20 protein-coding genes and 1 pseudogene are annotated in these 22383 nt (G+C 62.6%); 9 read left to right on the top strand and 12 right to left on the bottom strand.

The genetic code is table 11. The annotated features are described in order from the left end of the window. Positions 1-77: 77 nt before the first annotated feature. Both NLN62_RS06380 and NLN62_RS06375 read right to left on the bottom strand, forming a co-directional pair. The gene (locus NLN62_RS06380; protein ID WP_305881689.1) at positions 78-1262 is read right to left on the bottom strand and encodes an ABC transporter substrate-binding protein; all 1185 of its coding nucleotides are present in this window, start codon (positions 1260-1262) and stop codon (positions 78-80) included. A gap of 9 nt (positions 1263-1271) precedes the next feature. Next, positions 1272-2288: a patatin-like phospholipase family protein gene (locus NLN62_RS06375; protein ID WP_254108006.1), complete on the bottom strand. Its 1017-nt coding sequence runs from the start codon at positions 2286-2288 to the stop codon at positions 1272-1274. Positions 2289-2642: 354 nt separating this feature from the next. Here NLN62_RS06375 and NLN62_RS06370 point away from each other — a divergent pair, with 354 nt between their 5' ends. After that, positions 2643-3707 carry an IS110 family transposase gene (locus NLN62_RS06370; protein ID WP_254108005.1) on the top strand — a complete coding sequence of 355 codons (1065 nt, stop codon included), beginning with the start codon at positions 2643-2645 and terminating at the stop codon, positions 3705-3707. A 615-nt stretch (positions 3708-4322) separates the two neighbouring features. On the opposite strand, the gene NLN62_RS06365 is transcribed toward NLN62_RS06370, so the two are convergent. The 6 genes and pseudogenes from NLN62_RS06365 to NLN62_RS06340 form a co-directional block, all read right to left on the bottom strand. Beyond that, positions 4323-4730 (bottom strand): GFA family protein, encoded by a 408-nt coding sequence (locus tag NLN62_RS06365; RefSeq protein ID WP_027522743.1) that lies wholly within the window; start codon positions 4728-4730, stop codon positions 4323-4325. Positions 4731-4864: 134 nt separating this feature from the next. Continuing rightward, positions 4865-5920 (bottom strand): adenylate/guanylate cyclase domain-containing protein, encoded by a 1056-nt coding sequence (locus NLN62_RS06360; RefSeq protein WP_254108003.1) that lies wholly within the window; start codon positions 5918-5920, stop codon positions 4865-4867. Between the two features lie 174 nt (positions 5921-6094). Next, positions 6095-6895, bottom strand: a complete 801-nt coding sequence (locus NLN62_RS06355) for a phytochelatin synthase family protein (protein WP_254108001.1) — start codon at positions 6893-6895, stop codon at positions 6095-6097. 340 nt (positions 6896-7235) lie between these two features. Beyond that, a pseudogene (locus NLN62_RS53300) lies at positions 7236-8285 on the bottom strand (winged helix-turn-helix domain-containing protein); the annotation flags it as partial. A 170-nt stretch (positions 8286-8455) separates the two neighbouring features. After that, complete coding sequence (locus NLN62_RS06345; protein WP_254107999.1) at positions 8456-10417, bottom strand: bifunctional diguanylate cyclase/phosphodiesterase; 1962 nt, start codon at positions 10415-10417, stop codon at positions 8456-8458. Positions 10418-10602: 185 nt separating this feature from the next. Beyond that, on the bottom strand, positions 10603-10968 hold the full coding sequence (locus NLN62_RS06340; RefSeq protein ID WP_254107998.1) for a nuclear transport factor 2 family protein: 366 nt from the start codon (positions 10966-10968) through the stop codon (positions 10603-10605). A gap of 103 nt (positions 10969-11071) precedes the next feature. On the opposite strand from NLN62_RS06340, the gene NLN62_RS06335 reads away from it, so the two are divergent. The 3 genes from NLN62_RS06335 to hemC are packed head-to-tail and all read left to right on the top strand — an operon-like array spanning position 11072 to position 14354. Then, positions 11072-11662: a TetR/AcrR family transcriptional regulator gene (locus tag NLN62_RS06335; RefSeq protein ID WP_254107996.1), complete on the top strand. Its 591-nt coding sequence runs from the start codon at positions 11072-11074 to the stop codon at positions 11660-11662. Between the two features lie 57 nt (positions 11663-11719). Further along, positions 11720-13348, top strand: coding sequence for a GMC family oxidoreductase (locus NLN62_RS06330; RefSeq protein ID WP_254107994.1), 1629 nt, complete (start codon positions 11720-11722; stop codon positions 13346-13348). A 25-nt stretch (positions 13349-13373) separates the two neighbouring features. After that, positions 13374-14354, top strand: coding sequence for a hydroxymethylbilane synthase (gene hemC / locus NLN62_RS06325; protein WP_254107992.1), 981 nt, complete (start codon positions 13374-13376; stop codon positions 14352-14354). A gap of 189 nt (positions 14355-14543) precedes the next feature. Here hemC and hemE read toward each other — a convergent pair whose 3' ends face one another. After that, complete coding sequence (hemE, locus tag NLN62_RS06320; protein ID WP_254113352.1) at positions 14544-15578, bottom strand: uroporphyrinogen decarboxylase; 1035 nt, start codon at positions 15576-15578, stop codon at positions 14544-14546. Between the two features lie 114 nt (positions 15579-15692). Here hemE and NLN62_RS06315 point away from each other — a divergent pair, with 114 nt between their 5' ends. After that, positions 15693-15914: a hypothetical protein gene (locus NLN62_RS06315; protein ID WP_027522752.1), complete on the top strand. Its 222-nt coding sequence runs from the start codon at positions 15693-15695 to the stop codon at positions 15912-15914. 174 nt (positions 15915-16088) lie between these two features. Beyond that, positions 16089-17990 carry a diguanylate cyclase gene (locus tag NLN62_RS06310; RefSeq protein ID WP_254107990.1) on the top strand — a complete coding sequence of 634 codons (1902 nt, stop codon included), beginning with the start codon at positions 16089-16091 and terminating at the stop codon, positions 17988-17990. Between the two features lie 157 nt (positions 17991-18147). Here NLN62_RS06310 and NLN62_RS06305 read toward each other — a convergent pair whose 3' ends face one another. Both NLN62_RS06305 and NLN62_RS06300 read right to left on the bottom strand, forming a co-directional pair. Next, the gene (locus NLN62_RS06305) at positions 18148-18363 is read right to left on the bottom strand and encodes a SlyX family protein (protein ID WP_027522754.1); all 216 of its coding nucleotides are present in this window, start codon (positions 18361-18363) and stop codon (positions 18148-18150) included. Next, on the bottom strand, positions 18356-19120 hold the full coding sequence (locus NLN62_RS06300; protein ID WP_254107989.1) for a rhodanese-related sulfurtransferase: 765 nt from the start codon (positions 19118-19120) through the stop codon (positions 18356-18358). The genes NLN62_RS06305 and NLN62_RS06300 overlap by 8 nt, the downstream gene beginning before the upstream one ends. Before the next feature lie 186 nt (positions 19121-19306). Between NLN62_RS06300 and ggt the strand changes: the two genes are divergently transcribed. Together ggt and NLN62_RS06290 are read left to right on the top strand one after the other, a co-directional pair. Continuing rightward, positions 19307-20893: a gamma-glutamyltransferase gene (ggt, locus tag NLN62_RS06295; RefSeq protein ID WP_254107987.1), complete on the top strand. Its 1587-nt coding sequence runs from the start codon at positions 19307-19309 to the stop codon at positions 20891-20893. Between the two features lie 76 nt (positions 20894-20969). Continuing rightward, the gene (locus NLN62_RS06290; protein ID WP_027522757.1) at positions 20970-21434 is read left to right on the top strand and encodes an FKBP-type peptidyl-prolyl cis-trans isomerase; all 465 of its coding nucleotides are present in this window, start codon (positions 20970-20972) and stop codon (positions 21432-21434) included. Between the two features lie 86 nt (positions 21435-21520). Here the strand turns inward: NLN62_RS06290 and NLN62_RS06285 are convergent, their stop codons facing one another. Then, positions 21521-21739 carry a CsbD family protein gene (locus NLN62_RS06285; RefSeq protein ID WP_254107985.1) on the bottom strand — a complete coding sequence of 73 codons (219 nt, stop codon included), beginning with the start codon at positions 21737-21739 and terminating at the stop codon, positions 21521-21523. 126 nt (positions 21740-21865) lie between these two features. Between NLN62_RS06285 and NLN62_RS06280 the strand changes: the two genes are divergently transcribed. Further along, positions 21866-22375, top strand: coding sequence for a cupin domain-containing protein (locus NLN62_RS06280; protein WP_254107983.1), 510 nt, complete (start codon positions 21866-21868; stop codon positions 22373-22375). The last annotated feature ends 8 nt before the right edge of the window (positions 22376-22383 follow it).

Here is a 22383-nt window from a genome sequence, read left to right as displayed (position 1 = left end):
CGGAACATCACAATGGCTTAAGCACAGTGGCTTAAGCGCTGTTCGGTTTGGGCCAATCGCGCGCTGCACCAGGAGGCCTATTCGATCACCTCGTCGGCAATCAGCAGAAAGTCGCGATTGGCCGTCAAGCCGAGCGCCCTAGCCGTCTTCAGATTGATCACCAGCTCGAGCTTGGTTGGCTGCTGTATAGGCAATTCAGCCGGCTTTGCGCCTTTGAGGATACGGTCCAGATAAGTTGCGGTCGCGCGAGACAGACCGGGCAAGTTTACGCCATACGAGACAAGGCCTCCGAGGTCGACTGCTTCCCGCGCCGCATACATCGCCGGCAGGCGATTGTTTGCCGCGAAGGTTACGATGCGCGCGTACTGGCTGAACAACATCGGACTGGGAAACACAATGAGAGCATCAGCACGCTCTGCAGCCATCGCTGCGAAGGCACCGTCCAGATCAGCAGGACGATCCACCGGCACGAGTTGAAGTCTCGTTCCCAGGGATTGGGCGGCGCTTTCGATCTCCTTCAACATGCCGGCCATTGTGTGCTCGCCGTATGCACGGGGGTGCCACAGCACGACAACGCGAGAAAGACCCGGAACGATTTCCTTAAGCAGTTGTAGCCGCTTCGACACCAGTTCGGGGCCGAGAAATGTCGTGCCTGTTACATTGCCTTTCGGCCGCCCCAGGCTTGAAGCAAGCCCGTCCTCGACGGGATCGGCCATGCCTATGCCGACGATCGGGATTGTCGAAGTCGCTCGCCTCGCCGCGCGGACAGCCGGCGTGCTCAAGGCGACAATTGCATCAACTCGTTGCTCAACCAATTGCTGCGCCAGCTCGTCGAGCTTGGTCGCATCACCATCCGCAAATCTCCGGTCGAAGCCAATACTCTGCCCTTCGATATAGCCAAGCTCGCGCAGCGCCGGCACGAACGCGTCGAGAGTTGTCAGACTTGCGTCGGACTTGTCGCCGCGGCCAAACGACAGGACTCCTATCCGGGAATTCTTCGCCTGTTGGGCATGTGCCGCGAGCGGCCAGGTAGCAACTGCGCCTCCAAGAAGTGTGATGAACTCGCGCCGCTTCATCGCCGCACCCACGCTGTCAGTGCCGGTCACGTTCCCGCCGGGGTGCGAAAGACTTTCAAAAAGTCCCAGGCGGGCCCCGTTGATCATGGCAATCCCGACGATCGGAATGGTACTCGTCGCATGCTTTAAGATGACGGCGCCGATCGCAGGCGTTCCGACCAGCACGTCGGGCTTCGCTGTACCAATCTAAACGCACTACAAGTATCTGCCGTGAATGTCGATGGTCGAACGCACACCGATGTGGCAATAATTTGCAGCTAACCACTCCTCAGCGCAGGTACGGCCCACGTCGCGCAGATAGGTGAGAAACTCCCAGTCTGCATTGAACTTGGAGGCGACGCCGAGGTCTTTCATGAACGATTCCGCCTCTATGGCATGAATCAGCATCGTCTTTATCTCGTCGCGCAGCGCGCCTCTGCTAACGAGCTTGTTGGCGAAGGCAATTGCTCGCATCTCGCGCATCAGCGACGAATTGAAGCTGATTTCGTTCAATCGGTTTAATATATCGCTCGCCGTGCGAGGAATCTCCCCACGCACAATTGGATTGATGTGAATAACGATGACGTCTGTGGATTGGCAGCCATAGATCAGCGGGAAGATCGCTGGGTTGCCCATGTAGCCGCCATCCCAATAGGCTTCGCCATCGATTTCAATAGCCTGAAAGAGCTGCGGAAGGCACCCGGAAGCGAGAACGGCCGAGACGGTGAGCTCATGGTTCTCAAAGATCTTCACCTTTCCAGTGCGGACGTTTGTCGCACAAAGGAACAGTTTGACGACATTCTCCCTGCGCAGTCGCTCGAAGTCGACGGTCTTCTCGAGCACGTCACGCAATGGGTTATAGTTCAATGGGTTAAACTGATAAGGTGACAGCAGTCGTGTCATCATGTCGAAGAACATGAAGGCCGGCGATCTCTCGATCGAACGAGTTTGCGACAGACGATCGAAAATGGAGGGCCGCAGCGGTCCGCAGGCCGCAGCTTCGCTGATGCGGCGCCAATATTCGGCGAGAGTGAGTTTTGCGCCTTCGCGGCCGCCTATCGTCAGGCCGTACGCCATGACCGTGCCGTTCATGGCGCCAGCGCTGGTAGCGCAGATCCCCTCGAACGACATCCGCTGATCTTCGAGCAGGCGATCCAAAACGCCCCAGGTGAAGGCGCCATGCGCACCGCCACCCTGTAAAGCAAGGTTGACCGTCTTGCTCGCCGTATCCATCAGTGCTTAGCCCCGACCACGCTGTGCGCGCCGCCTGGCAGCGTCATGAACTCGCGGCGTTTCACTGCGCAGTCCCTCCACTTCTTGCGAGTGATAGGATATCACAGGTCGATACGGCAGGAGACGGCCCGCTGCGAGATTTCGGGCCGGGCTATGACTGCTCTGGGGCATTCGCGACTGAGCCGGGCGGCTCCTGAATTCCCCGGCTGTTGTTACGTCTGGGGTGCGGACACTAGGGTTCAAGCGGCGCGGTCATTGGACGCACCGGACGTCAGGTAATGGAATGGTCCGGCCGTGCTCCGGCCCTGCCAGCACGAGAAGCTGGCAAGGGGCGCTCAAGACAAGGAGCACGCCATGTCTCAGACACCCAATACCGCGACCGCCGTGATCGGCATCGATATCGGCAAGAACTCGTTCCACGTCGTCGGCCACGATGCGCGCGGCGCCATCGTGCTGCGGCAAAAGTGGTCGCGTGGCCAAGTAGAAGCGCGGCTCGCCAATATACCGCCTTGCGTGATCGGCATGGAGGCCTGCGTCGGCGCCCATCATCTCAGTCGCAAGCTCCAAAGGCTTGGCCACGACGCCCGCCTGATGCCGGCGAAATACGTGCGCCCGTATTCGAAGGGACAGAAGAATGACTTCCGAGATGCGGAAGCCATCGCCGAGGCTGTCCAACGCCCGACCATGAAGTTCGTCGCGACCAAGACCGCCGATCAACTCGACCTTCAGGCACTGCACCGCGTCCGCGATCGATTGGTCGGTCAGCGTACCGGCGTCATCAATCAGATCCGTGCGTTCCTGCTGGAGCGGGGCATCGCCGTGCGGCAAGGCCTGCATTCCCTGCGGTTCGAGTTGCCAGGTATCTTGGCGACACGCACCGATGTGCTCTCGCCTCGCATGTTGCGGATCATCGAGGGGCTGGCGGGCGACTGGCGCCGGCTGGATGCGCGTATCGAGGAGCTATCTGGCGAGATCGAAACGCTGGCCCGTCAAGATAAGGCCTGCGAGAGGCTGATGACGGTGCCCGGCATTGGCCCGCTTATCTCAAGCGCAATGGTGGCCGCGATCGGCACCGGCGACGTGTTCTCGAAAGGTCGCGACTTCGGCGCCTGGCTTGGACTGGTGCCGAAGCAGATATCGACCGGCGACCGCACGATCCTCGGCAAGATATCAAGGCGCGGCAATCGCTACCTACGCGCGCTGTTTGTGCAAGCCGCATGGGTTGTGCTGGTCAAGGTCAAGTGTTGGGAGCGCTATGGCCTCAAATCTTGGATCGAAGCCGCCAAGAAGCGATTGCACCACAACGTGCTGGCGATTGCGCTCGCCAACAAGCTCGCCCGGATCGCCTGGGCGGTCCTCAATAAGGGACGCGCCTTCGCGTGCGTCAAGACGGCGGAGACGGGGTCCCGACCTGCTTGATCCTCGCGCCGCGCGCCAGGGGCCGTCAAGGCGCAGCCTGGCAGCAGGAGAGCAAGACGTCAGGACAGCACGACGGCCGGCCTTGACGGCCCCTGGCGCGCGGCGCGTCTGCGCGCGCAGGCCGGGACGAAGGAACGACCGCCGGGCACGAACAAAGGAACAGCGGGATATGAGGAGCAAGCGATGACGTAATCCGATCAACAGTTCCAGCGAGGTCTGCGAGAGGATGAGACGAGATGGAGGTTCGGTCTTCCCGGCGCATGCGAACACTGGTGACCCGAATGGCCCGTTCGAGGCCTGTCCGGTAATGAGAACGCACGCGCGCTGATATCCATGATGGTCCGGAGCAAAACAGCTCCAACTAGAGACCGGATACATTGATGCAAGACCGCTTACCACCAGATCGACGAAAACCTCTTGCAACGCGCGGCCGGACCATACATTCGGGTCAAAATGCGAAGAACTCAACGTGAGCAACTCTCGTCCGCTTCATGACGCTGAGCGGACCTCGGCAAGGCATATTGCCGCTTCGCTGATGGGCCAATAGCAGGCGACTCGGTGTGCCCCGGCGTCCCACGGCCATCAGGTCAAGGTTACCTTGCCGGTTTGATCGATCTAAGGCTGCTTTTCGAACTTTCGCATCGACGCGACGTGTGTGACCCATGGCTGAGCGGAGCGAGACCACCACTGCGTACGGGGGACGATCAGGTCGCGTTGACGAATGGAGCCCACACGGATGGCGTAAACCTTGGGGCCTGCTCCGACGGCCGTCGCGTAGATATGTGTTCCACATTCCGGGCAAAACGCCTGTGGCCTCTTGTTTCCGCTTTCGGCGGTCTTGACGTAGATTTTCGGTTCGCCCGAGAGCAACCTGAAAGCGTCTTCCCGCGTGAAGGCGTGCACGCGGAACGCGGAGCCTGAGAATGTCTGGCAGTCGGTGCAATTGCAGAGCAGGGTTTTGTCCGGCTCGATGTCGGCTTCAAATGTAATGTATCCGCAGTGACAACTCCCATCGATTTTCATCGTATCCTCCGCAGCGCGTTCATGCGCAACCTAAGGCTACCAAGCGCGTCGATTGTCCGGACCTCGCTGAGCCGTGCGGTCACTTCGCCGATGGGCCATTTGGAGACCTCCTTAAGGTCCATTTGGTTTACGCTTCAGAGAGGATCATGCAACTCGTTGTCTAGGGCGACTTCGCACAGTCGATAGGCTCCAATCCCGACCAGTTGTGGCCTGAGCAACGGTTGCAGTTCGACGGGCTGGAGTCGGTTGTGCCATGGCGTGCCAAAGAGGGCACTGCGGACGGCGTCAGTGACGAAAATCCCGTTCTCCTCGCTCGTCAAGAGCTTGCTCGATGCACTCTGCAATTGCGAGGCAACCCAGACATCGCGACCATAGAGAAAGGAGCGGAATGCGTAGAGTGTGCCTCGGTGCAACCCGATACCGATCGTGCAGTCGAACTGCTCCACGGGCCGGATTGCCTCCCACTTACGGATCGAGCGCTCTGCCCCCGCCATGGCCTGCGCGGCATCGGCAAATGTTATGCAATAGGAATCACCTAGGTTGAATCGAACCGTGCCGCCGAATTCTTGTGCCGTCCCGTAGGTCACCCCATCGAGCATGTCGAGGATGCGCTCAATTTTGGCGACAGGCCCGGCATCCATGATCTTGCCGAAGCCGTGAAGATCTAAGAAAAGAATGTAGATTTCAGGAATAACGCGTGTGCGATGCCGCTGTTCGATGCGGTAGATCGGCATCGGTTCGACAAACCCCTTCAACGCAAAACTCTCAACGAGCGCGGTCTGGATCTCCGCCGATGTTAGAGCGAGTCGGGCTCCAGCCGTGAGGTAGATTTCGTCGGGCGGCGTTAGCGCTTCGACGCGAGTGACGAGGGCAAAAACGTCCCCGATGAAGTCGTCGTCCTGAACGGCGATATCCCCGAGTGCAATTACGATGCGAATCGAGAGGCGATCGTGACCTCGGTTTACTTGGGTCAGTTGCAGCTCTTCCTGCACTGCTATCGCAGCTTTGGCCGCACCAGTGACGCTGAGGAATTCGAGCCAATAACCGTCTCCAGCGGGTTTGATGATACGGCCGCCGTGCTCGGCGGCACGGCGCGCCAGAAGCGCGCGATGTTCACCCAATAGCGCCTGGAGATCGGCGGTCAGAAGTTCACGGAAGCGTGACGTCGAGCCGCTGATGTCGGTCTTCATAACGACGGTGGTTCGAAGGGGATTCATCGTCGGATGATCCTGTGCGCAGAGAGCAGCCTACGACAATTCATCGTCGTTTGGCAGAGGAGTGGCGCGAGACCCGCGCGCACGGTCGCACTTCGCTGATGGGCCAATTTGGGAAGCTTCCGTTTCATCGATGCCAAGTGAAGACCCCTAAGGGGCCTCAACAAGAATATACCCGCGGTTCTCAACCGTATCGAATGTGCGCATACCCTTAACGAGGGTTGCAGCTGGCATCCACACCCAGCCAGCGCTCGCGGGGTTGACGTCAAGGACAAGGAACGAGTCGGATTCAGTGTCGTATGCGCCAAGCGGCGAGATGTGGCCGGGGCCCTGTTGTCCTACAGCCTTGCGCTGGTAGGCGACGATCACATAGTCACCCCGACGTTTGAGGTTTTCAACCAGATCAGTCTTAATATCCTGCTCAGGCTTGCTGTCATCAACGATGACAAGCCGGGTCGTAAGACCATTCGCCCTTAGCATCTCATCGAGCTGACGAACCTGGTATCCGAAATCCTGAATCTGCTTTCCATTGATCGTCACCGGTTCGCCGAGAACTTGCGCGCGTGTCTTTTGACCTTTGGTGATCACGTTGTCCTGTGTGAAGCGAGGGATTGAGGGATCGTAGCCGCTCGGAATGTATTTAAGATCTTCTGAGTGTAATCGGCTCCGGTCCCGCGGCAGATCAGGGCTCCGACCTCGAACGGCGTTGAGCACAATTGCCGCAGACGCGGGTCCACAGAAGGCTCCGTTGGACTCGGCTTCAAACTGATTGGCAAGGGCCGGAAAGTCCACCTTGGCGGTTGAGCGGGCCAGTCGCGCAAGCCCGTCGTCCGACGAGAATGGCACAAGATCCTGCGAAATGGTCGCTGGTGCGTTGTCTAGTGCAAATGCTGCCGGAAGTTGCGTAGTCGTCAACAGAAGCGCGAGTACAATTCGGGCAAGAGGTGACATGGTCAGCTCCTATTTCCTGCAAGCCCGACGCAATCTAATCTAGCGGGTCCCAAGTTGGATACGGCAAGAATATTGCCGGGATTGCGTGCATGCCGCCCGGAGCCTGAATGTCCGAGTTGTGGTCAAAAGCGGAAGGTTCAGAACGAGCCAACGTTTTGCCAGGCATTGCGGTAGCGATTGTTTGCCCCGGGTTGTGAGCGCGAGGTCCTTCTCCGGATTAATCGGTGGACCTCATCCTGAGGAGCCCGCTGGAAGCGGGCGCGCTCGGGGCACCATCACGGTGGACACCGGGTGGATGCGATCTGGATCAACTAATGTAAGCTTGAAGGTTCGCGCCGATATTCAACGAACGGCTGCACTGTTCGATGGCTTCTTCAAGTTGACGGAGGTGCAGGTGCGCAATGCAGAGAAGCCGCGCGGTGATGTTGTCCTGCAAGACGGTCAGATTTGTTCGGTCGCCGTCGAACCGATCTGACCAGATGTCGTGGGCGGTCTGAAGATCGGTTAGCGTTACGTTGATCCGCACCTGGTCTCCGTTGCGTCTCACCGCGCCGTGTACGACCCAGCGGATGCCGAGATCCGTCCCGAGCTGCTTCAGATCAATCGACTGGTTCTTGTAGGTAAAGGCGGTCTCGCGTCCAATAACGAAAGTGGCTGGCGTTCGTGCGAGACCGGTCGTCAAATCTGTCGTGATGGCGTCGACAAAGCGCTCCTGCTCTGGATCGTTGTTGAGATTGGCGAAGGGCAACACGACGAGAGAGAGACGAGTCGCAATCTCGGGCCCGACTGTCGGTTGCCCCTGGATCTTTTGAGCTTCCCGAACTACGTCGGTACGGATCGTCTTCCAGACATTCCAATAACCGATAAGGCCGCCGGCAATTGCGCCGATGGTGGCAACCGACGCCAGCGCCCCGCCGACGAGCTTCATACGACCTCTGAGCTGACCCAGCCAGTCATGGAATCGCCGTTTGCTTACTGCTCTTTCAGCAAGATCTGGGACCGAAACCGCTGTGCTCCCTGCCGCGCGGGCAAACTTTGACGGTTCTGCGAGGGAGACCACCGCCGTTCTTGGGCACCGATCCTGTTCGTGTATGGCGCCCACGAAACGAAAACCCTTTCGTGGAAATGTTTTGATAAGACGTTGTTGCTCGCCGGAGTCGCCGATCGCGCGTCGGACGGCGTTCAGCCGGGTCGTCAGTGCCGAGTCAGATACAATCCGACCATTCCAAATCGCGCTTATGAGATCGTCCTTGCTGACGACGCGATCCCTGCTGCGGATCAAATATTCGAGCAGATCGAGAACCTGTGGCGGCGTAGGCACAACATCGGACCCGCGCCGCAACTCGCGCTTGTCGGTGTCCAACGCACAGTCCTCGAAGAAATAGCGCATGGCACCATTCCCCAGGCTTGCCCTCTATCCCCCGAGAGCGCGGCCGCGATCGTGCGGCGAGATTAGGCCGGAAAGGAAAATGTAAGCCGAATATCAAATCCACAAATATGATCTCTTTCACACATGCGGGCGCAATCCTCAGGAGGACGGAGAAAAACGCAAGGTTGGCTCTACGCCGCGTGGGTCGCCCTATGCTTCTTCGGGCCGAGCAGCGCCAGAACCTGCTCGGCCGAGGCGGGGCGGCTGATGAGATAGCCCTGGACTTCGTCGCAATTGGTCTGGCGCAGATATTCGAGCTGATCAACCGTCTCGACGCCTTCGGCGACCACGCCGATATTCAAGTCCCGCGCGAGGGAGATCACCGACTTCACGATCGCGGCGCAGTCCGGCTGCGCCAGCATGTCGCTGATGAAGGACTGATCGATCTTGATGCGGCTGAACGGCAGCTTGCGCAAATACGTCAGCGACGAGAATCCGGTGCCGAAATCGTCCAGCGCCACCGTGACGCCGAGTTGCAGCAGCGCGTTCAGGATCGACGACGCCGAACCGTATTTCGACAGCAGCATCGATTCGGTGATCTCGATCTCCAGCCGGTGCGGGGCGACGTTGGCCTCAGTCAGTGCCTGCACGATGGTCTGGAGAATGCCCGTGTTGTGGAATTGTGCCGCGGAGAAATTCACCGCGACCCTGATATGGTCGGGCCACTCCGCCAGCGTCGCGCAGGCGCGCCTGATGACCCATTCGCCGATCTCGTGAATGAGGCCGGTTTCCTCGGCGATCGGAATGAACTCGCTCGGCGGCACCAGTCCGCGCACCGGATGCTTCCAGCGCAGAAGAGCCTCGAAGCCGGTGATCCGGTTTTCCCTGAGATTGAGGAACGGCTGAAAGACCAGGAACAGCTCGTCCCGTGCGACGGCGAGCTCCAGATCCGATTGCAGCGCCTTGCGGTCGCGCGCCGACTTGTCGTCGGCGGCCTCGAAGAAGCAGATCGTGCCGGGGCCGGCCTTCTTGGCGCGATAGAGTGCGGCATCGGCATGTTTGAGCAGGTCAAGCTGCGTGTCGCCGTCCCGCGGCGCCAGCACGATGCCGACGCTGGTGCCGCCAATGATCTCGCGGCCCTCGATCAGGAACGGCCTGGCAAAGGCCGTGACGAATCGCTCCGCGATCCCCAGGGCGTCCTCGGCCCGGGTGAGATTGGCCATGACCAGCGCGAACTCGTCTCCGCCGATGCGCGCGACGTGCTCGGCCGCCCGCGTGCAGCGTTGCAGGCGGCTGGCGACCTGGACCAGGAATTCGTCGCCGGCGGGATGGCCGAACTTGTCGTTCACCTCCTTGAAGCGATCGAGGTCGAGCAGCAGCACGGCGAACTCCTCGCCGGACAGGGCCAGCCGCTTCAGGGCGGCATCGAGTGTCTCGTTGAACGCGAAACGGTTGGGCAGGTGCGTCAGCGGATCCTGGCGGACCGACCGCTCCGCCTCGAGCTGCCGCATGATGCGTCGCATGAAGGTGAAGGAATTGACGAACACGCCGCGCAGCAGCACGGATCCGTAGACCACGACCAACACGGCCATCAGCAGATAGGCGGGATCACCGCCGCTGCCGAGACAGATCCCGATGCCGAGGAAGAGGGGAGTCGTGAATGCGATCGCCGCGATCGGGATGGTGGCGAACGCGAAGGCGCCGCCGGCCAGCATGCCGGCGCACAGACAAGTGATGACGAGCTGGCCGCCGGTGGAGGCGTTGGCGAAGAACGCGACCGGCACGATGCCCCAGGCGGAGCCGAGGATGAAGGCGTTGCGCACGAGACGGTGCATGGCGCGACGGGATACGAATTGCGGCTTCGTGATGCGGCGCGCGCTGTGGGATTGCACGCCGAACAGGATCGCAGCGCCCGCGACTGCACTCGCCCAGACCAGGGCGAACTTCCAGTCCGGCGAATGCCAGAGCGCGATGGCAAGCACGGCCGCATTGCAGGCATTGGCCAGCATGATGCCGACGGAATAGCCGAGCACGAGAGCCATCTGCTCCGCGCGGATATGTCCGGCGACAGCGTCGTCGGTTGCGGGTCCGCCGAACGCGGCGAGATCGCCGGCGAACAGCTTGGTCAGATAGGACGTCAGTCGGGACCGCATTGCAGAGCCTGCAGGCATGGGCCGTTCATATTCGGCTCAAGGTCGGAGAATTCGCTGCAAACCTTTGACGAACTATGAATTTATCGCCCGCGCCGGGATCGCTGTGGCACGATGTGCATAGGGAACCGCCGGTATCGGTAACAAATCAATACAAATGCCGCCGTCCCCGGTTCCCGCGCGCGGCATCAGCGCGCCAGCTGCTTCGGATCGTAGAAGAAGCGTTCCTCGATCAGCTCATTGCCGCGCCAGGTCTGCCACGCAATCTCCTCCAGCGTGCGCGTGACGCCTTCGGCATTGGTGAAGGCGAATTTCCAGCGCGTGGCGACATTGTCTCCGGCGATCAGGCTTGGCCCGAGGCGCACGGCCTTGACCTCCTTGAAGGCAGCCAGCACGCCGCGCTCCTTGGCCGCGAGCTTGTCGCGGCCGACCATCGGCTCGGCCTGGTTTTCATGGGTGGCGGCGTCGGCTGCATAAAACCGCTCGATCGCCCCGACGAAGTCGCCCTCCTCGAGGTGCTTGGCAAACGCTTCGACAATCTCACGGCTCGGCATGGCAGCACCTCACGACTATAAACCGACTGATAGTCGGTAAATACCGACCGTCAGTCGAAAAGTCAACTGGCAGCAGTTGCGGAATTCGACTACAGCAGGCGTTATGGCAAAGCAGGCGGAACGGCGGGCCGCGACCACCGAGGCGATCCTGACGGTGGCGCGCCGCCTGTTTGGGACGCAGGGTTTTGTCGCCACGACCATGGACGACATCGCCGACGGCGCCCGCGTCGCCAAAGGCGCGGTCTATCATCACTTCAAGACCAAGGAGGCGGTATTCGCCGCAGTGTTCGACGAGGTCTCGCGCGACCTCGTCGCCGAGATCAACCGCGCCGTCCGCGCCGAGAAGGACGTGCTTGCCGCGATGGTCGCCGGCACGCAGCACTATTTCGCCGCGACCGCCAAGGGGCCGACCGGCCAGATCATCCTGCGCGACGGCCCGGCCGTGCTCGGCTGGGAGCGCTGGCGCGAGATCGACGCGCAGCATTTTGGCGGCGAGATGCCGCGCGCGCTTGCTGCCGCGATGGACGCGGGCCTGATCGCGCGGCAGCCGATCGAGCCACTGGCGCGGCTGCTGCTCGGCGCGGTGACGGAGGCCGCGGTGGCCTGCGCCGGAAGAGCCGACATCGCCAAGGCGGGCGTAGAATATGCCCGCGCGTTCAAGTCGCTGATCGAGGCGCTGCGTCTGCGGCAATGAGTGTGCTATGGACCTTCGATCCGAAACGCCCACAACAACAATAAAAACCGGAAAAGCATGACCGCCCAACTGCAATCCGCCCATTCAAACGATCCCGAATTCGACTACGTCATCGTCGGCGCCGGCTCGGCCGGCTGTGTGCTCGCCAACCGTTTGTCGGCGAACGGCAAGCATTCGGTGCTGCTGCTTGAAGCCGGCCCGAAGGATTCCAACATCTGGATCCACGTGCCGCTCGGCTACGGCCGCCTGTTCAAGGAGAAGAGCGTCAACTGGATGTACCAGACCGAGCCGGAGCCCGAGCTCAACGGACGGCAAGTGTTCCAGCCGCGCGGCAAGACGTTGGGCGGCTCGAGCTCGATCAACGGCCTGCTGTACGTCCGCGGCCAGCACGAGGATTACGACCGCTGGCGCCAGCTTGGCAACGCCGGCTGGGGCTATGACGACGTGCTGCCCTATTTCAGGAAGGCCGAGAACCAGGCTCGCGGCGCCGATCAATTCCACGGCACCGGAGGACCGCTGCCGGTCTCAGATCTGATCCTGTCCGATCCGCTGTCACAAGCCTTCATCAAGGCGGGGGTCGAGACAGGCCTGCCCTACAATCCCGACTTTAACGGCGCCTCGCAGGAAGGCGTCGGCCTGTTCCAGACCACGACGCGCAAGGGCCGCCGCGCGTCCACGGCTGTCGCCTATCTCGGCCCCGCGAAGAACCGCGGCAATCTCAAGATCGAAACCTTGGCGCTGGGCCAGCGCATCCTGTTCGAGGGGCGCCGCGCCGTCGGCGTCGAATATCGCCAAGGCTCGGCCTTGCGCCGCGTGCGGGCGCGCAAGGAGGTGCTGGTCTCCAGCGGCGCCTACAACTCGCCGCAGCTTTTGCAGCTCTCCGGCGTCGGCCCGGCCGACCTCCTGCGTAAGCATGGCATCGATGTCGTGCTCGATGCGCCGGGCGTCGGCCACGATCTCCAGGATCACATGCAGGTCCGCATCGTGATGCGCTGCTCGCAGCCGATCACGCTCAACGATGCCATCAACCATCCGATCCGACGTACGCTGACTGGAATACGCTATGCACTGTTCCGCCAGGGCTGGCTGACGATCGCGGCGGGCACTGCGGCCGCCTTCTTCAAGACCAGTCCGCGTCTCGCCACGCCGGACATCCAGGTGCACTTTCTGCCGTTCTCGACCGACAAGATGGGCGAGAAGCTGCACGATTTTTCCGGCTTCACCGCCTCCGTGTGCCAGCTCCGCCCCGAAAGCCGCGGGAGCTTGCGGATCAAGAGTGCTGACCCGACGGTGCCGCCGGAAATCCGCGTCAACTACATGTCGACCGAGACCGACCGCACCACGAACGTCGAGGGCCTGAAGATCCTGCGCAAGATATTGCACGCGCCGGCGCTAAAACCCTTTGTGGTGGAGGAGGTCGATCCCGGCCTCAAGGTCGCGACCGATGCGGAGCTCCTGGAATTCTGCCGCCAGCGCGGCAGCACCATCTATCATCCGACCTCGACCTGCCGTATGGGCAATGATGCGCTCGCCGTGGTCGATCAGCGGCTCAAGGTGAGGGGGATCGAGGGCTTGCGCGTGGTCGACGGATCGATCATGCCTGATCTCGTGTCGGGCAATACCAACGCGCCGATCATCATGATCGCCGAAAAGGCCTCCGACATGATATTGGAGGATGCGCGGTAATCCGCGCAAAAGGGGAGCATACGGCTTGGCTATTCGATTGCGGATCGGCACGCGCAAGAGCGCGATGGCGCTGGCACAGACGGAAGAGATCGCGCGCCGCCTGACCGCCGCCGTGCCCGATATCGACGTCGAGATCGTCAAGTTCGACACCACGGGCGATCTCGACCAGACCAGCAAGCTGTTACCCCATGGCGGCAAGGGCGGCGCCTTCGTCGCACAGATCCGTGCCGCGGTGCTGTCGGGCGAGTTACAGGCGGCGATGCATTCGCTCAAGGACATGCCAGGCAACGAGGACACGCCCGGCCTCGTGATCGGCGCCACACTGTCGCGCGATCCGCCGAACGATGCCCTGGTGCTGCGTGATGGTGTTACGCTCGATGCATTCAGACAGTCGCGCGGCAAGGGTTTCAAGATCGGCACCAACGCCGTGCGTCGCGCGGCCTATGCGCGGCGGCTGTTTCCGGACGCCGAGGTGATCCACTTCCGCGGCGCCGCCGACACGCGCGTGCGCAAGCTCGATAACGGTGAGTTGCAGCGGTTGCCGGATGGTGGCGCGGTCGGTCCCGCCGATGCGCTGATCATGGCGCGCTCGGGGCTCGATCGCGTCGGCCTTGCGAGCCGGATCGCCTACGAATTCTCGGCTACGGAGATGTTGCCTGCGGCAGGGCAGGGCATCGTTGCGGTGGAATGTGCAGCGCAGGACTGGCAGACGCGGCGCATCCTGTCTGCGATCGACGATCCCACCGCGCATGCCTGCGCTGATGCCGAACGCGAGGTGCTGTGGGTCCTCAATGGTCACTGCAATTCGCCGGTGGCGGGGTTCTCGACGATCGACGGCGATCAGATGTCGCTCACCGCATCGGTGCTCGATCTTTCCGGCAACACCATCATCGAAGCCTCGCGCGCCGGTCCCGCGAACCGTCCGCGCGAGCTCGGCCGTGCGGTCGGGCTCGATCTGCTGGCCAGGGGCGCGTCCGAGATCATCGAGCGCAGCCGGCCGCGCTAGGCCGCCGCAAATCGATCATCGGCCCGAGCGTAGGATCGTGCTCCTGTTTTGCCCGACGCCTCAAATGCCCTGGGCGCGGCCGGAGCGCCTGGCCGGCGGGGCCGTTCTACTTTGCATGGGGTTGTTTTCGAGCATTTTGCAAAGCACGCCCCGCCGCCGTCGGGAGGGAACGGACGGAGCGTCGATGCGTCAGCCGCGCACCCGCTTCAGCATCTGGTCGACATGGGCGATCGGGGTCTCCGGCTGGATGCCGTGGCCGAGATTGAAGATCAGCCGTCCCTTCGCGAAATTCGCCAGCACCTCGTCGACGGCGCGATCCAGCGCATCGCCGCCTGTGATCAGCACCAGCGGATCGAGATTGCCTTGCACCGCGACGCGCGACTGCACGCGCTCGCGGATGAAGGCGGGCTCGGCCGTCCAGTCGATGCTCACCGCGTTGACGCCGGTCGCTTCCACATAGCCCGGCAGCAGCGCGCCGGCGCCGCGGGGAAAGCCGATGATCTTCGCATCCGGCGCCTTGGCGCGCACGCTCTCCACGATGCGCCGCGTCGGCTCGACCGACCAGCGCGCGAATTCGGCCGGCGGCAGCACGCCCGCCCAGGTGTCGAAGATCTGGAGCGCATCCGCGCCGGCAGCGAGCTGCCCGAGCAGATAGTCGACGGAGTTGCCGACCAGCGTATCGATGATCTTCGCGAAGGCCTCCGGATGCCGGTAAGCCATCATCCGCGCCGGCGCCTGGTCCGGCGTGCCCTGGCCCGCAACCATGTAGGTCGCGACCGTCCAGGGCGCGCCGCAGAAGCCGATCAGCGCGGTCTTCGGATCGAGCGCGCGGCGCACGATGCGCAGCGCCTCGAACACCGGCTCGAGCATGCCGAAGTCGGCGCGCGGCGACAGCGTCTTGACCTTGTTGGGATCATCCAGCGGCTCCAGCCGCGGACCCTCGCCGATCTCAAAGCGCACGGAACGGCCGAGCGCGTAGGGGATGACAAGAATGTCGGAGAAGATGATCGCCGCATCGAAGCCGAAGCGGCGGATCGGTTGCAGCGTCACCTCGGCGGCGAGCTCCGGCGTGAAGCAGAGATCGAGGAAGCCGCCGGCCTTGGCGCGCACCTCGCGATATTCGGGCAAGTAGCGGCCAGCCTGCCGCATCATCCAGACCGGCGGAACGGCCTGCCGCTGGCCGGAGAGCACGTCGACGAAAGGCTTTGCGGAGGAGGGTGGCACGAATGATCCCTGGGACATGTTGCGGTTCCTGATACACCGCCGCTCCCGCCGGGCCAAGCGGAACAGAGGAACCCCTCGGCAGGCGGCGACGTTGATCGGCCAATGGAGGATCTCATGGCTGAGAAATTCAACCCCGCGCCGCACGACAAGCACGCCGACGATCCACGCGAGGCGCTCGCCGCCGATCGCGAAACCCATGCCAGGCTCGATGCCGGTCTGGTCGATACCTTCCCGGCGTCTGATCCTGTCAGCGCCGCCCAGCCGACGCCATCGAAGGCCGATGCGGAGGCGGACAGCCATTCGCTGTGGGACAAGGTTAAGGCGATCTTCAGCTAAGGCCTCGTGCGGTCCGATACCCCCTCGACGCGCTAACCTGCCGTTAGCGATCAGATGATCGCGAGCACCGTAGGACTACGTAAATCGGCGCAGTTTGAGGCGAATTGCGCTGCGCTTTTCAGGATTCGATAACAGAAGCGGCGGAATTTCCGGGCATCGGAGAATCCTGTTCGCATGAACGTCATGAGCTATAGAGCCGGCTCGAGCCGCCTGCCCTTGCGGGCGGCGGCGTTCGTCGTGCTCACCTGCACGGCCATCCTCGCCATCAGCGGCTGGCGTGAATGGAGCTCGCGCGACGCGCTGCTGCGCGGCACCGAGACGGAAATGGCGAACCTCGCGCGATCGCTGACCCAGCATGCGGAGGACAGCCTCGATCTGCTCGATTCCGGTGTCGTCGGCGTCGTCAGCCGCCTGGAAATGGACGGCACGGACCCCTCCACCATCGCCAAGCTTCGCAACCTCCTCGAAGTCCGCAAGAAGGCGATCGAGCGCATTCACAGCCTCGCCATCATCGACGACAACGGCAACTGGCTGACATCCGCCGGCGCCGTCACCTCCACGCTCAGCGACGACGAGTTCTTCAGGCATCACAAGTTCTCGCCGAAGCGGGAGGCCTATGTCGGACGCCCGATCAAGAGCCTGGTCGACGGCGAGTGGGTGGTCACACTGTCGCGCCGCTTCAACAAGCTCGACGGCAGCTTTGGCGGCGTCGTGCTTGCGACCATCAGTGCGAACTATCTGTCGCATTTCTACCAGCAATTCCTGATCGGTCGGAACAGCTCGATCACGCTGGTGCACGGCGACGGCATCATCATTGCACGCGACCCCAGCAATGACAAATTCGTCGGACGCAGCGTGGTCGACGGGGCGCTGTTTCGCCAATCGAAGCTGCAGCCGAGCGGGGCCTATAATTTCAGGTCGCTGCTGGATGGCGTCGATCGTGTCAGCTTCTACGAGCGCAGCGGCCGCCTCCCGCTGCTCCTGATCGCGACCGTCGATCGCGATGAATTGCTGGCGCCCTGGCGGGCGGCAGCCATTTCGCGCATGCTGTATGTGCTCGCGCTGGTGTTGTTGATCGCGATCATCGGCGCTGTGCTGGTCCGGCAGTTGCAGCGCGGCCAACGCATGGCGACGGCGCTGGTGGAGAAGGAAGCGCATTTCCGTCTGCTGGCTGAAGGCTCCAGCGACATGGTTACCCGGATCGGGCTCGACGAGCGGCTCCGCTACGTCTCGCCCTCCAGCGCGCGGGTCGTCGGCTGGCGCGCCAATCAACTGATCGGCACGCCCGCGCTCGCCGGCATCCATCCGGAAGATCTGCCGGAGATCCAGGCGATCGTGGACGCGCTGAAGCGCGGCGAAAGGGAGGAGGCGCGGGTCACCTATCGCAATGTGCACCGGCAGAAGTCCGAGATCTGGCTGGAATCGACCATGCAGATCACCCGCAAGGTTACCGGCGAGGTCGAAGGCGTGGTCGCGATCTCACGCGACATCACCGAGCAGAAGAACCTGGAAAACAAGCTGGAGACGCTCGCGACCGAGGACAGTCTCACCGGGCTCGCCAACCGCCGCTGCTTCGATGAGCGGCTCGCGGAAGAATGGGCGAGGGCCTATCGCGACCGCTCGAGCGTTGGTCTGTTGATGATCGATGTCGATCACTTCAAGGCCTACAACGACGAATATGGCCATCCGGCGGGCGATGCTTGCCTGCGCACCGTGGCGAAGATCATCGCAACAGAGGCCCAGCGCGTCAGCGATCTCGCCGCACGCTATGGCGGCGAAGAGTTCGCCGTGCTTCTGCCGAACATCGATGCTGCCGGCTGCGCCCGGATCGGCGAGCGGATCCGCCAGGCGATCCGCGCCGCGGGGCTCGTTCATAGCTGCAATGAATCCGTCGGCTGCGTCACCGCCTCTGTCGGCGGTGCGACCTGCCGCCCGTGGCTGGAGCGAACCGGTGGGCCGGGAACGCTCGTCGAGGCCGCCGACCGTGCGCTCTATGGCGCCAAACAGGACGGGCGCGACCGGCTGGTGATGTCGGTCGAGGTCTTCAATCTACTGCCGATGGCTTCAGGGCAGTAGAGCATGATCCGGACCCGAAGGGCCGCATTAGCGCAAAGTGTGAAGCGGTTTTCCCTCGCGACAAACGCGGAGCGTTTGCGCGGAGATCATGCTCGAACAAAAACCTAAAGCACGATGGCGCTTCATCCGAATCGCATCGCGCTTTAAAGCCCGCCCCTCAGTAATGCGGCGGGCGCTCGTTGCCGGGGCCGGGCGCGTTGGCTTCGGCCTCCTGGAGACGCTCGCTCAGCGCTGCGATCTGCCGCGTCAGCGCATCGATCTGCTTCCACTGCGCGGTGATGGTCTGGTTGAGCTGCTCGATGGTGTCATCCTGATAGGCGAGCCGTGCTTCGAGCGTGTCGATGCGTTCGCTGAGCGTCTCGATCTCATTCATCGGCGGAGGCGTCCTTCTGGCGCTCGCGCAAGCCATGGCCGAGCGCTACGCGCTCGTCGAACACGAAGCACTCTCCGCGCCAGCGGCTTTGCTCCTCCGGCACATCCTCGAGATATCTGAGAATGCCGCCCTTGAGGTGGTAGACCTCGGCGAAGCCGCGCGCGAGCAGATGTGCGCTCGCCTTCTCGCAGCGGATGCCGCCGGTGCAGAACATCGCGATCCTGCGATGCTTTGCGGGATCGAGCTGCTGCGCGGCAAAGTCCTTGAACTCGCCAAAACTCCTGATGCCGGGATCGACGGCGCCTTCGAACGTGCCCATCGCCACCTCGAAGGCGTTGCGGGTGTCGAGCACCAGCGTATCGGGCTCGGCGATCAGCGCATTCCACTTCGAGGCATCGACGTAGGTGCCGACCTGACGCGTCGGGTCGGCGGCGTCACCGAGCGTGACGATCTCCTTCTTCAGCCGCACCTTGAGCCGGCCGAACGGCATCGCCTCGCTGGTCGAGAACTTCAGTTCGAGATTGTCGAGCCGTCCGCCGAACATGTCGCCGTGCGCGAGCTCATGGGCAAAGGCATCGATCGCCTCCGCAGTGCCAGCGACCGTGCCGTTGATGCCTTCCTGTGCCAGCAGCACGCTGCCCTTGATGCCTAGGCCGGCGCAGAACGCGGCCAGCGGCTCACGCAGCTCGCGGTGATCTGCGACCGGCGCGAACTGGTAGAAAGCGGCAACCTTGAAAGCCTTGTTCTTGGAAGTCATGGCGGCCCGTTTAGCAGGCGGCAGCCGTCCAGAAAACCCGCAGAAATGCGCCCCATTCGCACAGCGGATGGCAGCCATTTCCGTGGTATGCCAGCATTGCCCGGCGGGGTCCGAATGTGTCATGAAGACCCGGATTTTCGAGAGGGCGCGACGTGCGCGGCCCGCGGCAAGAGAGCAGAACAGGCAATGAGAAGCTTCCATTTCCCCGGCAGGTCCACAGTCCACGCCCAGAACGCGATGGTGGCGACCTCGCACCCGCTGGCCGCGCTCGCGGCGGTCGAGGTACTGCGTGAGGGTGGCACGGCAGCGGACGCGGCGGTCGCGGGCAGCCTGCTGCTCGGGGTGATCGAGCCGCAATCGACCGGCATCGGCGGCGACTGCTTTGCACTGATCCAGCCGCGAGGCGAGGGCAAGATCACTGCCTATAACGGCTCGGGCCGGGCGCCGAAGGCCGCCAATGTCGAGTGGTATCTGGAGCGCAAGATCAATTTCGTGCCGCTGACCTCGGCGCACGCGGTCTCGATCCCCGGCGCGGTCGACGCCTTTGCGACCGTGCTGCGCGACCACGGCAAGTTCGGTTTCGACCGTCTGGCCCAGCCGGCGATCAAGGCGGCGGAGGAGGGCTACGTCGTCGCCCCCCGCATCGCCTTCGACTGGAAGAACCAATTCGAGAAGCTGAAGAACGGCACCAACACCGAGCGCTATCTGCTACCGCACGGCAGGCCGGCGGTGGCCGGCGACGTCATCCGCCAGCCTGAGCTCGGAAAGACGCTGCGCGCGATCGCCAAGGACGGCCGCGACGCTTTTTACAAGGGTGCAATCGCCGAGGACATGGTCGAGACGCTGCGCTCTATCGGCGGCCTGCACACGCTCGACGATTTCGCCGATCATACCACCGAGGTGACCACGCCGATCGGCACGACGTACAAGGACTACGATGTCTGGCAGTGCCCGCCCAACGGGCCCGGCATCACCATGCTGGTCATGCTGAACATCCTGTCCCGGTTCGACCTGTCGAAGTTCGCGCCGCTCAGCGTCGAGCGCTTCCATCTCGAGGCGGAAGCCGCGCGCATCGCCTACATGATCCGCGAGATGCATGTCGCCGATCCCGCCCACATGAAGATCGACGTCGCAAAAATCCTCGCGAAGGAATTCGCCGACGAGTACATCGCAAAAATCCGCATGGACGGGTTGCTCGACCTGCCCAACGTCGCGCCGCCGATGAACCCCTCGACCATTTACATCGCCGTGGTCGACAAGGATCGCAACGTCTGCTCCTTCATCAACTCGATCGCGCATTCCTTCGGCTCGGCGATCGTGTCGAACAAGACCGGCGTGCTGCTGCAGAACCGCGCCGGCGGCTTCCGCATCCAGCCGGATCACCCCAATTGCATCGCCGGCGGCAAGCGCCCGCTGCACACGATCATTCCGGCGCTGCTCACCAAGGCGGGTCGCGCGATCATGCCGTTCGGCGTGATGGGCGGGCAGTATCAGCCGGTTGGCCAGACGCATGTCCTGACCAACATCCTCGACTATGGCTGCGATGTGCAGGAGGCGATCGATATGCCGCGCGGCCTGCATTACGAGGGCGTCTATCAGCTCGAGGACAGTGTGCCGGCCGTAGTCGTCGATGGCCTGAAGAAGCTTGGCCACAAGACCACAAGTCTCGTCGGCCCGCTCGGCGGCGGCCAGGCGATCTGGATCGACTGGGACAAGGGCACGCTGACCGGCGGCTCCGATCCGCGCAAGGACGGCTGCGCGCTCGGCTATTGAGTGAGGCGCCCTCGACGGGCTGGCCACGCCCGGCGCGTTGCGCTAGACACCTCCCGCTCCAAACGGAAGGTGTCTTATGCAGCGTGTCCAGCGTGCACTCCTCACCCTCATGTCGGCGCTCGCGATCACGGTGATCAGCGCAGTGTCGGCATTCGTCTCCACCCCGGCATCGGCCCAGACCGCAGGAAAAACCATGACCACAGCTTCAGGCCTCGAGATCATCGACAGCGTCGTCGGCACCGGCGCCTCCCCCAAGCCCGGCCAGATCTGCGTGATGCACTACACCGGCTGGCTCTATGAGAACGGCAAGAAGGGCAAGAAATTCGACTCTTCCGTCGACCGCAACGAGCCGTTCGAGTTTCCGATCGGCAAGGGCCGCGTGATCGCCGGCTGGGACGAGGGCGTTGCCACCATGAAGGTCGGCGGCAAGCGTACGCTGATCATCCCGCCGCAGCTCGGTTACGGCGCACGCGGCGCCGGCGGCGTGATCCCGCCGAATGCGACGCTGATGTTCGACGTGGAATTGCTCGGGGTGAAGTGACGGCAGGTACCAGCGCGAACAAAAAGACCGGCCTTGCGGCCGGTCTCCTCGTTTTCAGTCCCGCTCGTTTTTCAGTCCCGTGCGCCTTACTCTGCCGTGCGCTTGGCGTTCGCCGCGGCGCGATCGATCGCTTCCTTCGCGGCGTCCTTGGCATCGCCCATGGCCTGCTGGCCCTTGCCCTTGATCTCCTGCACGGTGCCTTCGCCCTTCATGCGATCGGAACCGGTGGCCTCGCCAATGCCCTGCTTGGCCTTGCCGATCGCCTCGTTGCTGGCGCCCTTGATCTTGTCGGTCGTGCTACCCATGAAAATCTCCTTCCATCTTGGTTGCAAGGACAACGCCACGCGCCTAAGAGCGTTCCGATTTTGGTATGGCTTGATGCCGCGGCTTTGGTTAGCCTGCCGTGCACGGAACCAATGGAAAGCAGACACATGAGCGGCCACGACCAAACGCACTCTCATCATCACGATCATGACGATCGCTGGAAACATGACGGCGTGCGCGTGATCCCCGGCAACCAGCTCGATCCCAATGTTCCCTCGACGCCTGGCATGGACCGCAAGGCCGCGATCAATTTCGCGCGCGTCGGCGCGCAGAAATTGTGGGCCGGAACGGTCAGCATCAAGCCTGATGCGAAGACCGGCGCGCATCATCACGGTCATCTCGAAAGCATCATCTTCGTCGTGAAAGGCAAGGCGCGCATGCGCTGGGGCGAGCATCTCCAGTTTACTGCCGAAGCCGGCCCCGGCGACTTCATCTACGTGCCACCTTACGTGCCGCACCAGGAGATCAACGCCAGCCCCGACGAGGTTCTGGAATGCGTGCTGGTGCGCAGTGACGGCGAGGCGGTCGCGATCAATCTCGACATCGAGCCGGTCGAGAAGCCCGAAACCGTGCTGTGGATCGACCCCGTGCACCGCGATCCGAACGAGGCGAATTGAACTGATCT

Source organism: Bradyrhizobium sp. CCGUVB23 (assembly GCF_024199885.1).
GTDB lineage: Bacteria > Pseudomonadota > Alphaproteobacteria > Rhizobiales > Xanthobacteraceae > Bradyrhizobium.
Note: the sequence above shows the minus strand (reverse complement) of the source record. Positions and strands in the feature narration are given on the sequence as shown.

Excerpts from the sequence above, each read along its gene's own strand:
- NLN62_RS06375 (WP_254108006.1), bottom strand. The coding sequence starts at position 2,288 with ATGGATACGGCGAGCAAGACGGTCAACCTTGCTTTACAGGGTGGCGGT.
- NLN62_RS06370 (WP_254108005.1), top strand. The coding sequence starts at position 2,643 with ATGTCTCAGACACCCAATACCGCGACCGCCGTGATCGGCATCGATATC.
- NLN62_RS06365 (WP_027522743.1), bottom strand. The coding sequence starts at position 4,730 with ATGAAAATCGATGGGAGTTGTCACTGCGGATACATTACATTTGAAGCC.
- NLN62_RS06360 (WP_254108003.1), bottom strand. The coding sequence starts at position 5,920 with ATGAAGACCGACATCAGCGGCTCGACGTCACGCTTCCGTGAACTTCTG.
- NLN62_RS06355 (WP_254108001.1), bottom strand. The coding sequence starts at position 6,895 with ATGTCACCTCTTGCCCGAATTGTACTCGCGCTTCTGTTGACGACTACG.
- NLN62_RS06345 (WP_254107999.1), bottom strand. The coding sequence starts at position 10,417 with ATGCGGTCCCGACTGACGTCCTATCTGACCAAGCTGTTCGCCGGCGAT.
- NLN62_RS06340 (WP_254107998.1), bottom strand. The coding sequence starts at position 10,968 with ATGCCGAGCCGTGAGATTGTCGAAGCGTTTGCCAAGCACCTCGAGGAG.
- NLN62_RS06335 (WP_254107996.1), top strand. The coding sequence starts at position 11,072 with ATGGCAAAGCAGGCGGAACGGCGGGCCGCGACCACCGAGGCGATCCTG.
- NLN62_RS06330 (WP_254107994.1), top strand. The coding sequence starts at position 11,720 with ATGACCGCCCAACTGCAATCCGCCCATTCAAACGATCCCGAATTCGAC.
- NLN62_RS06315 (WP_027522752.1), top strand. The coding sequence starts at position 15,693 with ATGGCTGAGAAATTCAACCCCGCGCCGCACGACAAGCACGCCGACGAT.
- NLN62_RS06310 (WP_254107990.1), top strand. The coding sequence starts at position 16,089 with ATGAACGTCATGAGCTATAGAGCCGGCTCGAGCCGCCTGCCCTTGCGG.
- NLN62_RS06305 (WP_027522754.1), bottom strand. The coding sequence starts at position 18,363 with ATGAATGAGATCGAGACGCTCAGCGAACGCATCGACACGCTCGAAGCA.
- NLN62_RS06300 (WP_254107989.1), bottom strand. The coding sequence starts at position 19,120 with ATGACTTCCAAGAACAAGGCTTTCAAGGTTGCCGCTTTCTACCAGTTC.
- ggt (WP_254107987.1), top strand. The coding sequence starts at position 19,307 with ATGAGAAGCTTCCATTTCCCCGGCAGGTCCACAGTCCACGCCCAGAAC.
- NLN62_RS06290 (WP_027522757.1), top strand. The coding sequence starts at position 20,970 with ATGCAGCGTGTCCAGCGTGCACTCCTCACCCTCATGTCGGCGCTCGCG.
- NLN62_RS06285 (WP_254107985.1), bottom strand. The coding sequence starts at position 21,739 with ATGGGTAGCACGACCGACAAGATCAAGGGCGCCAGCAACGAGGCGATC.
- NLN62_RS06280 (WP_254107983.1), top strand. The coding sequence starts at position 21,866 with ATGAGCGGCCACGACCAAACGCACTCTCATCATCACGATCATGACGAT.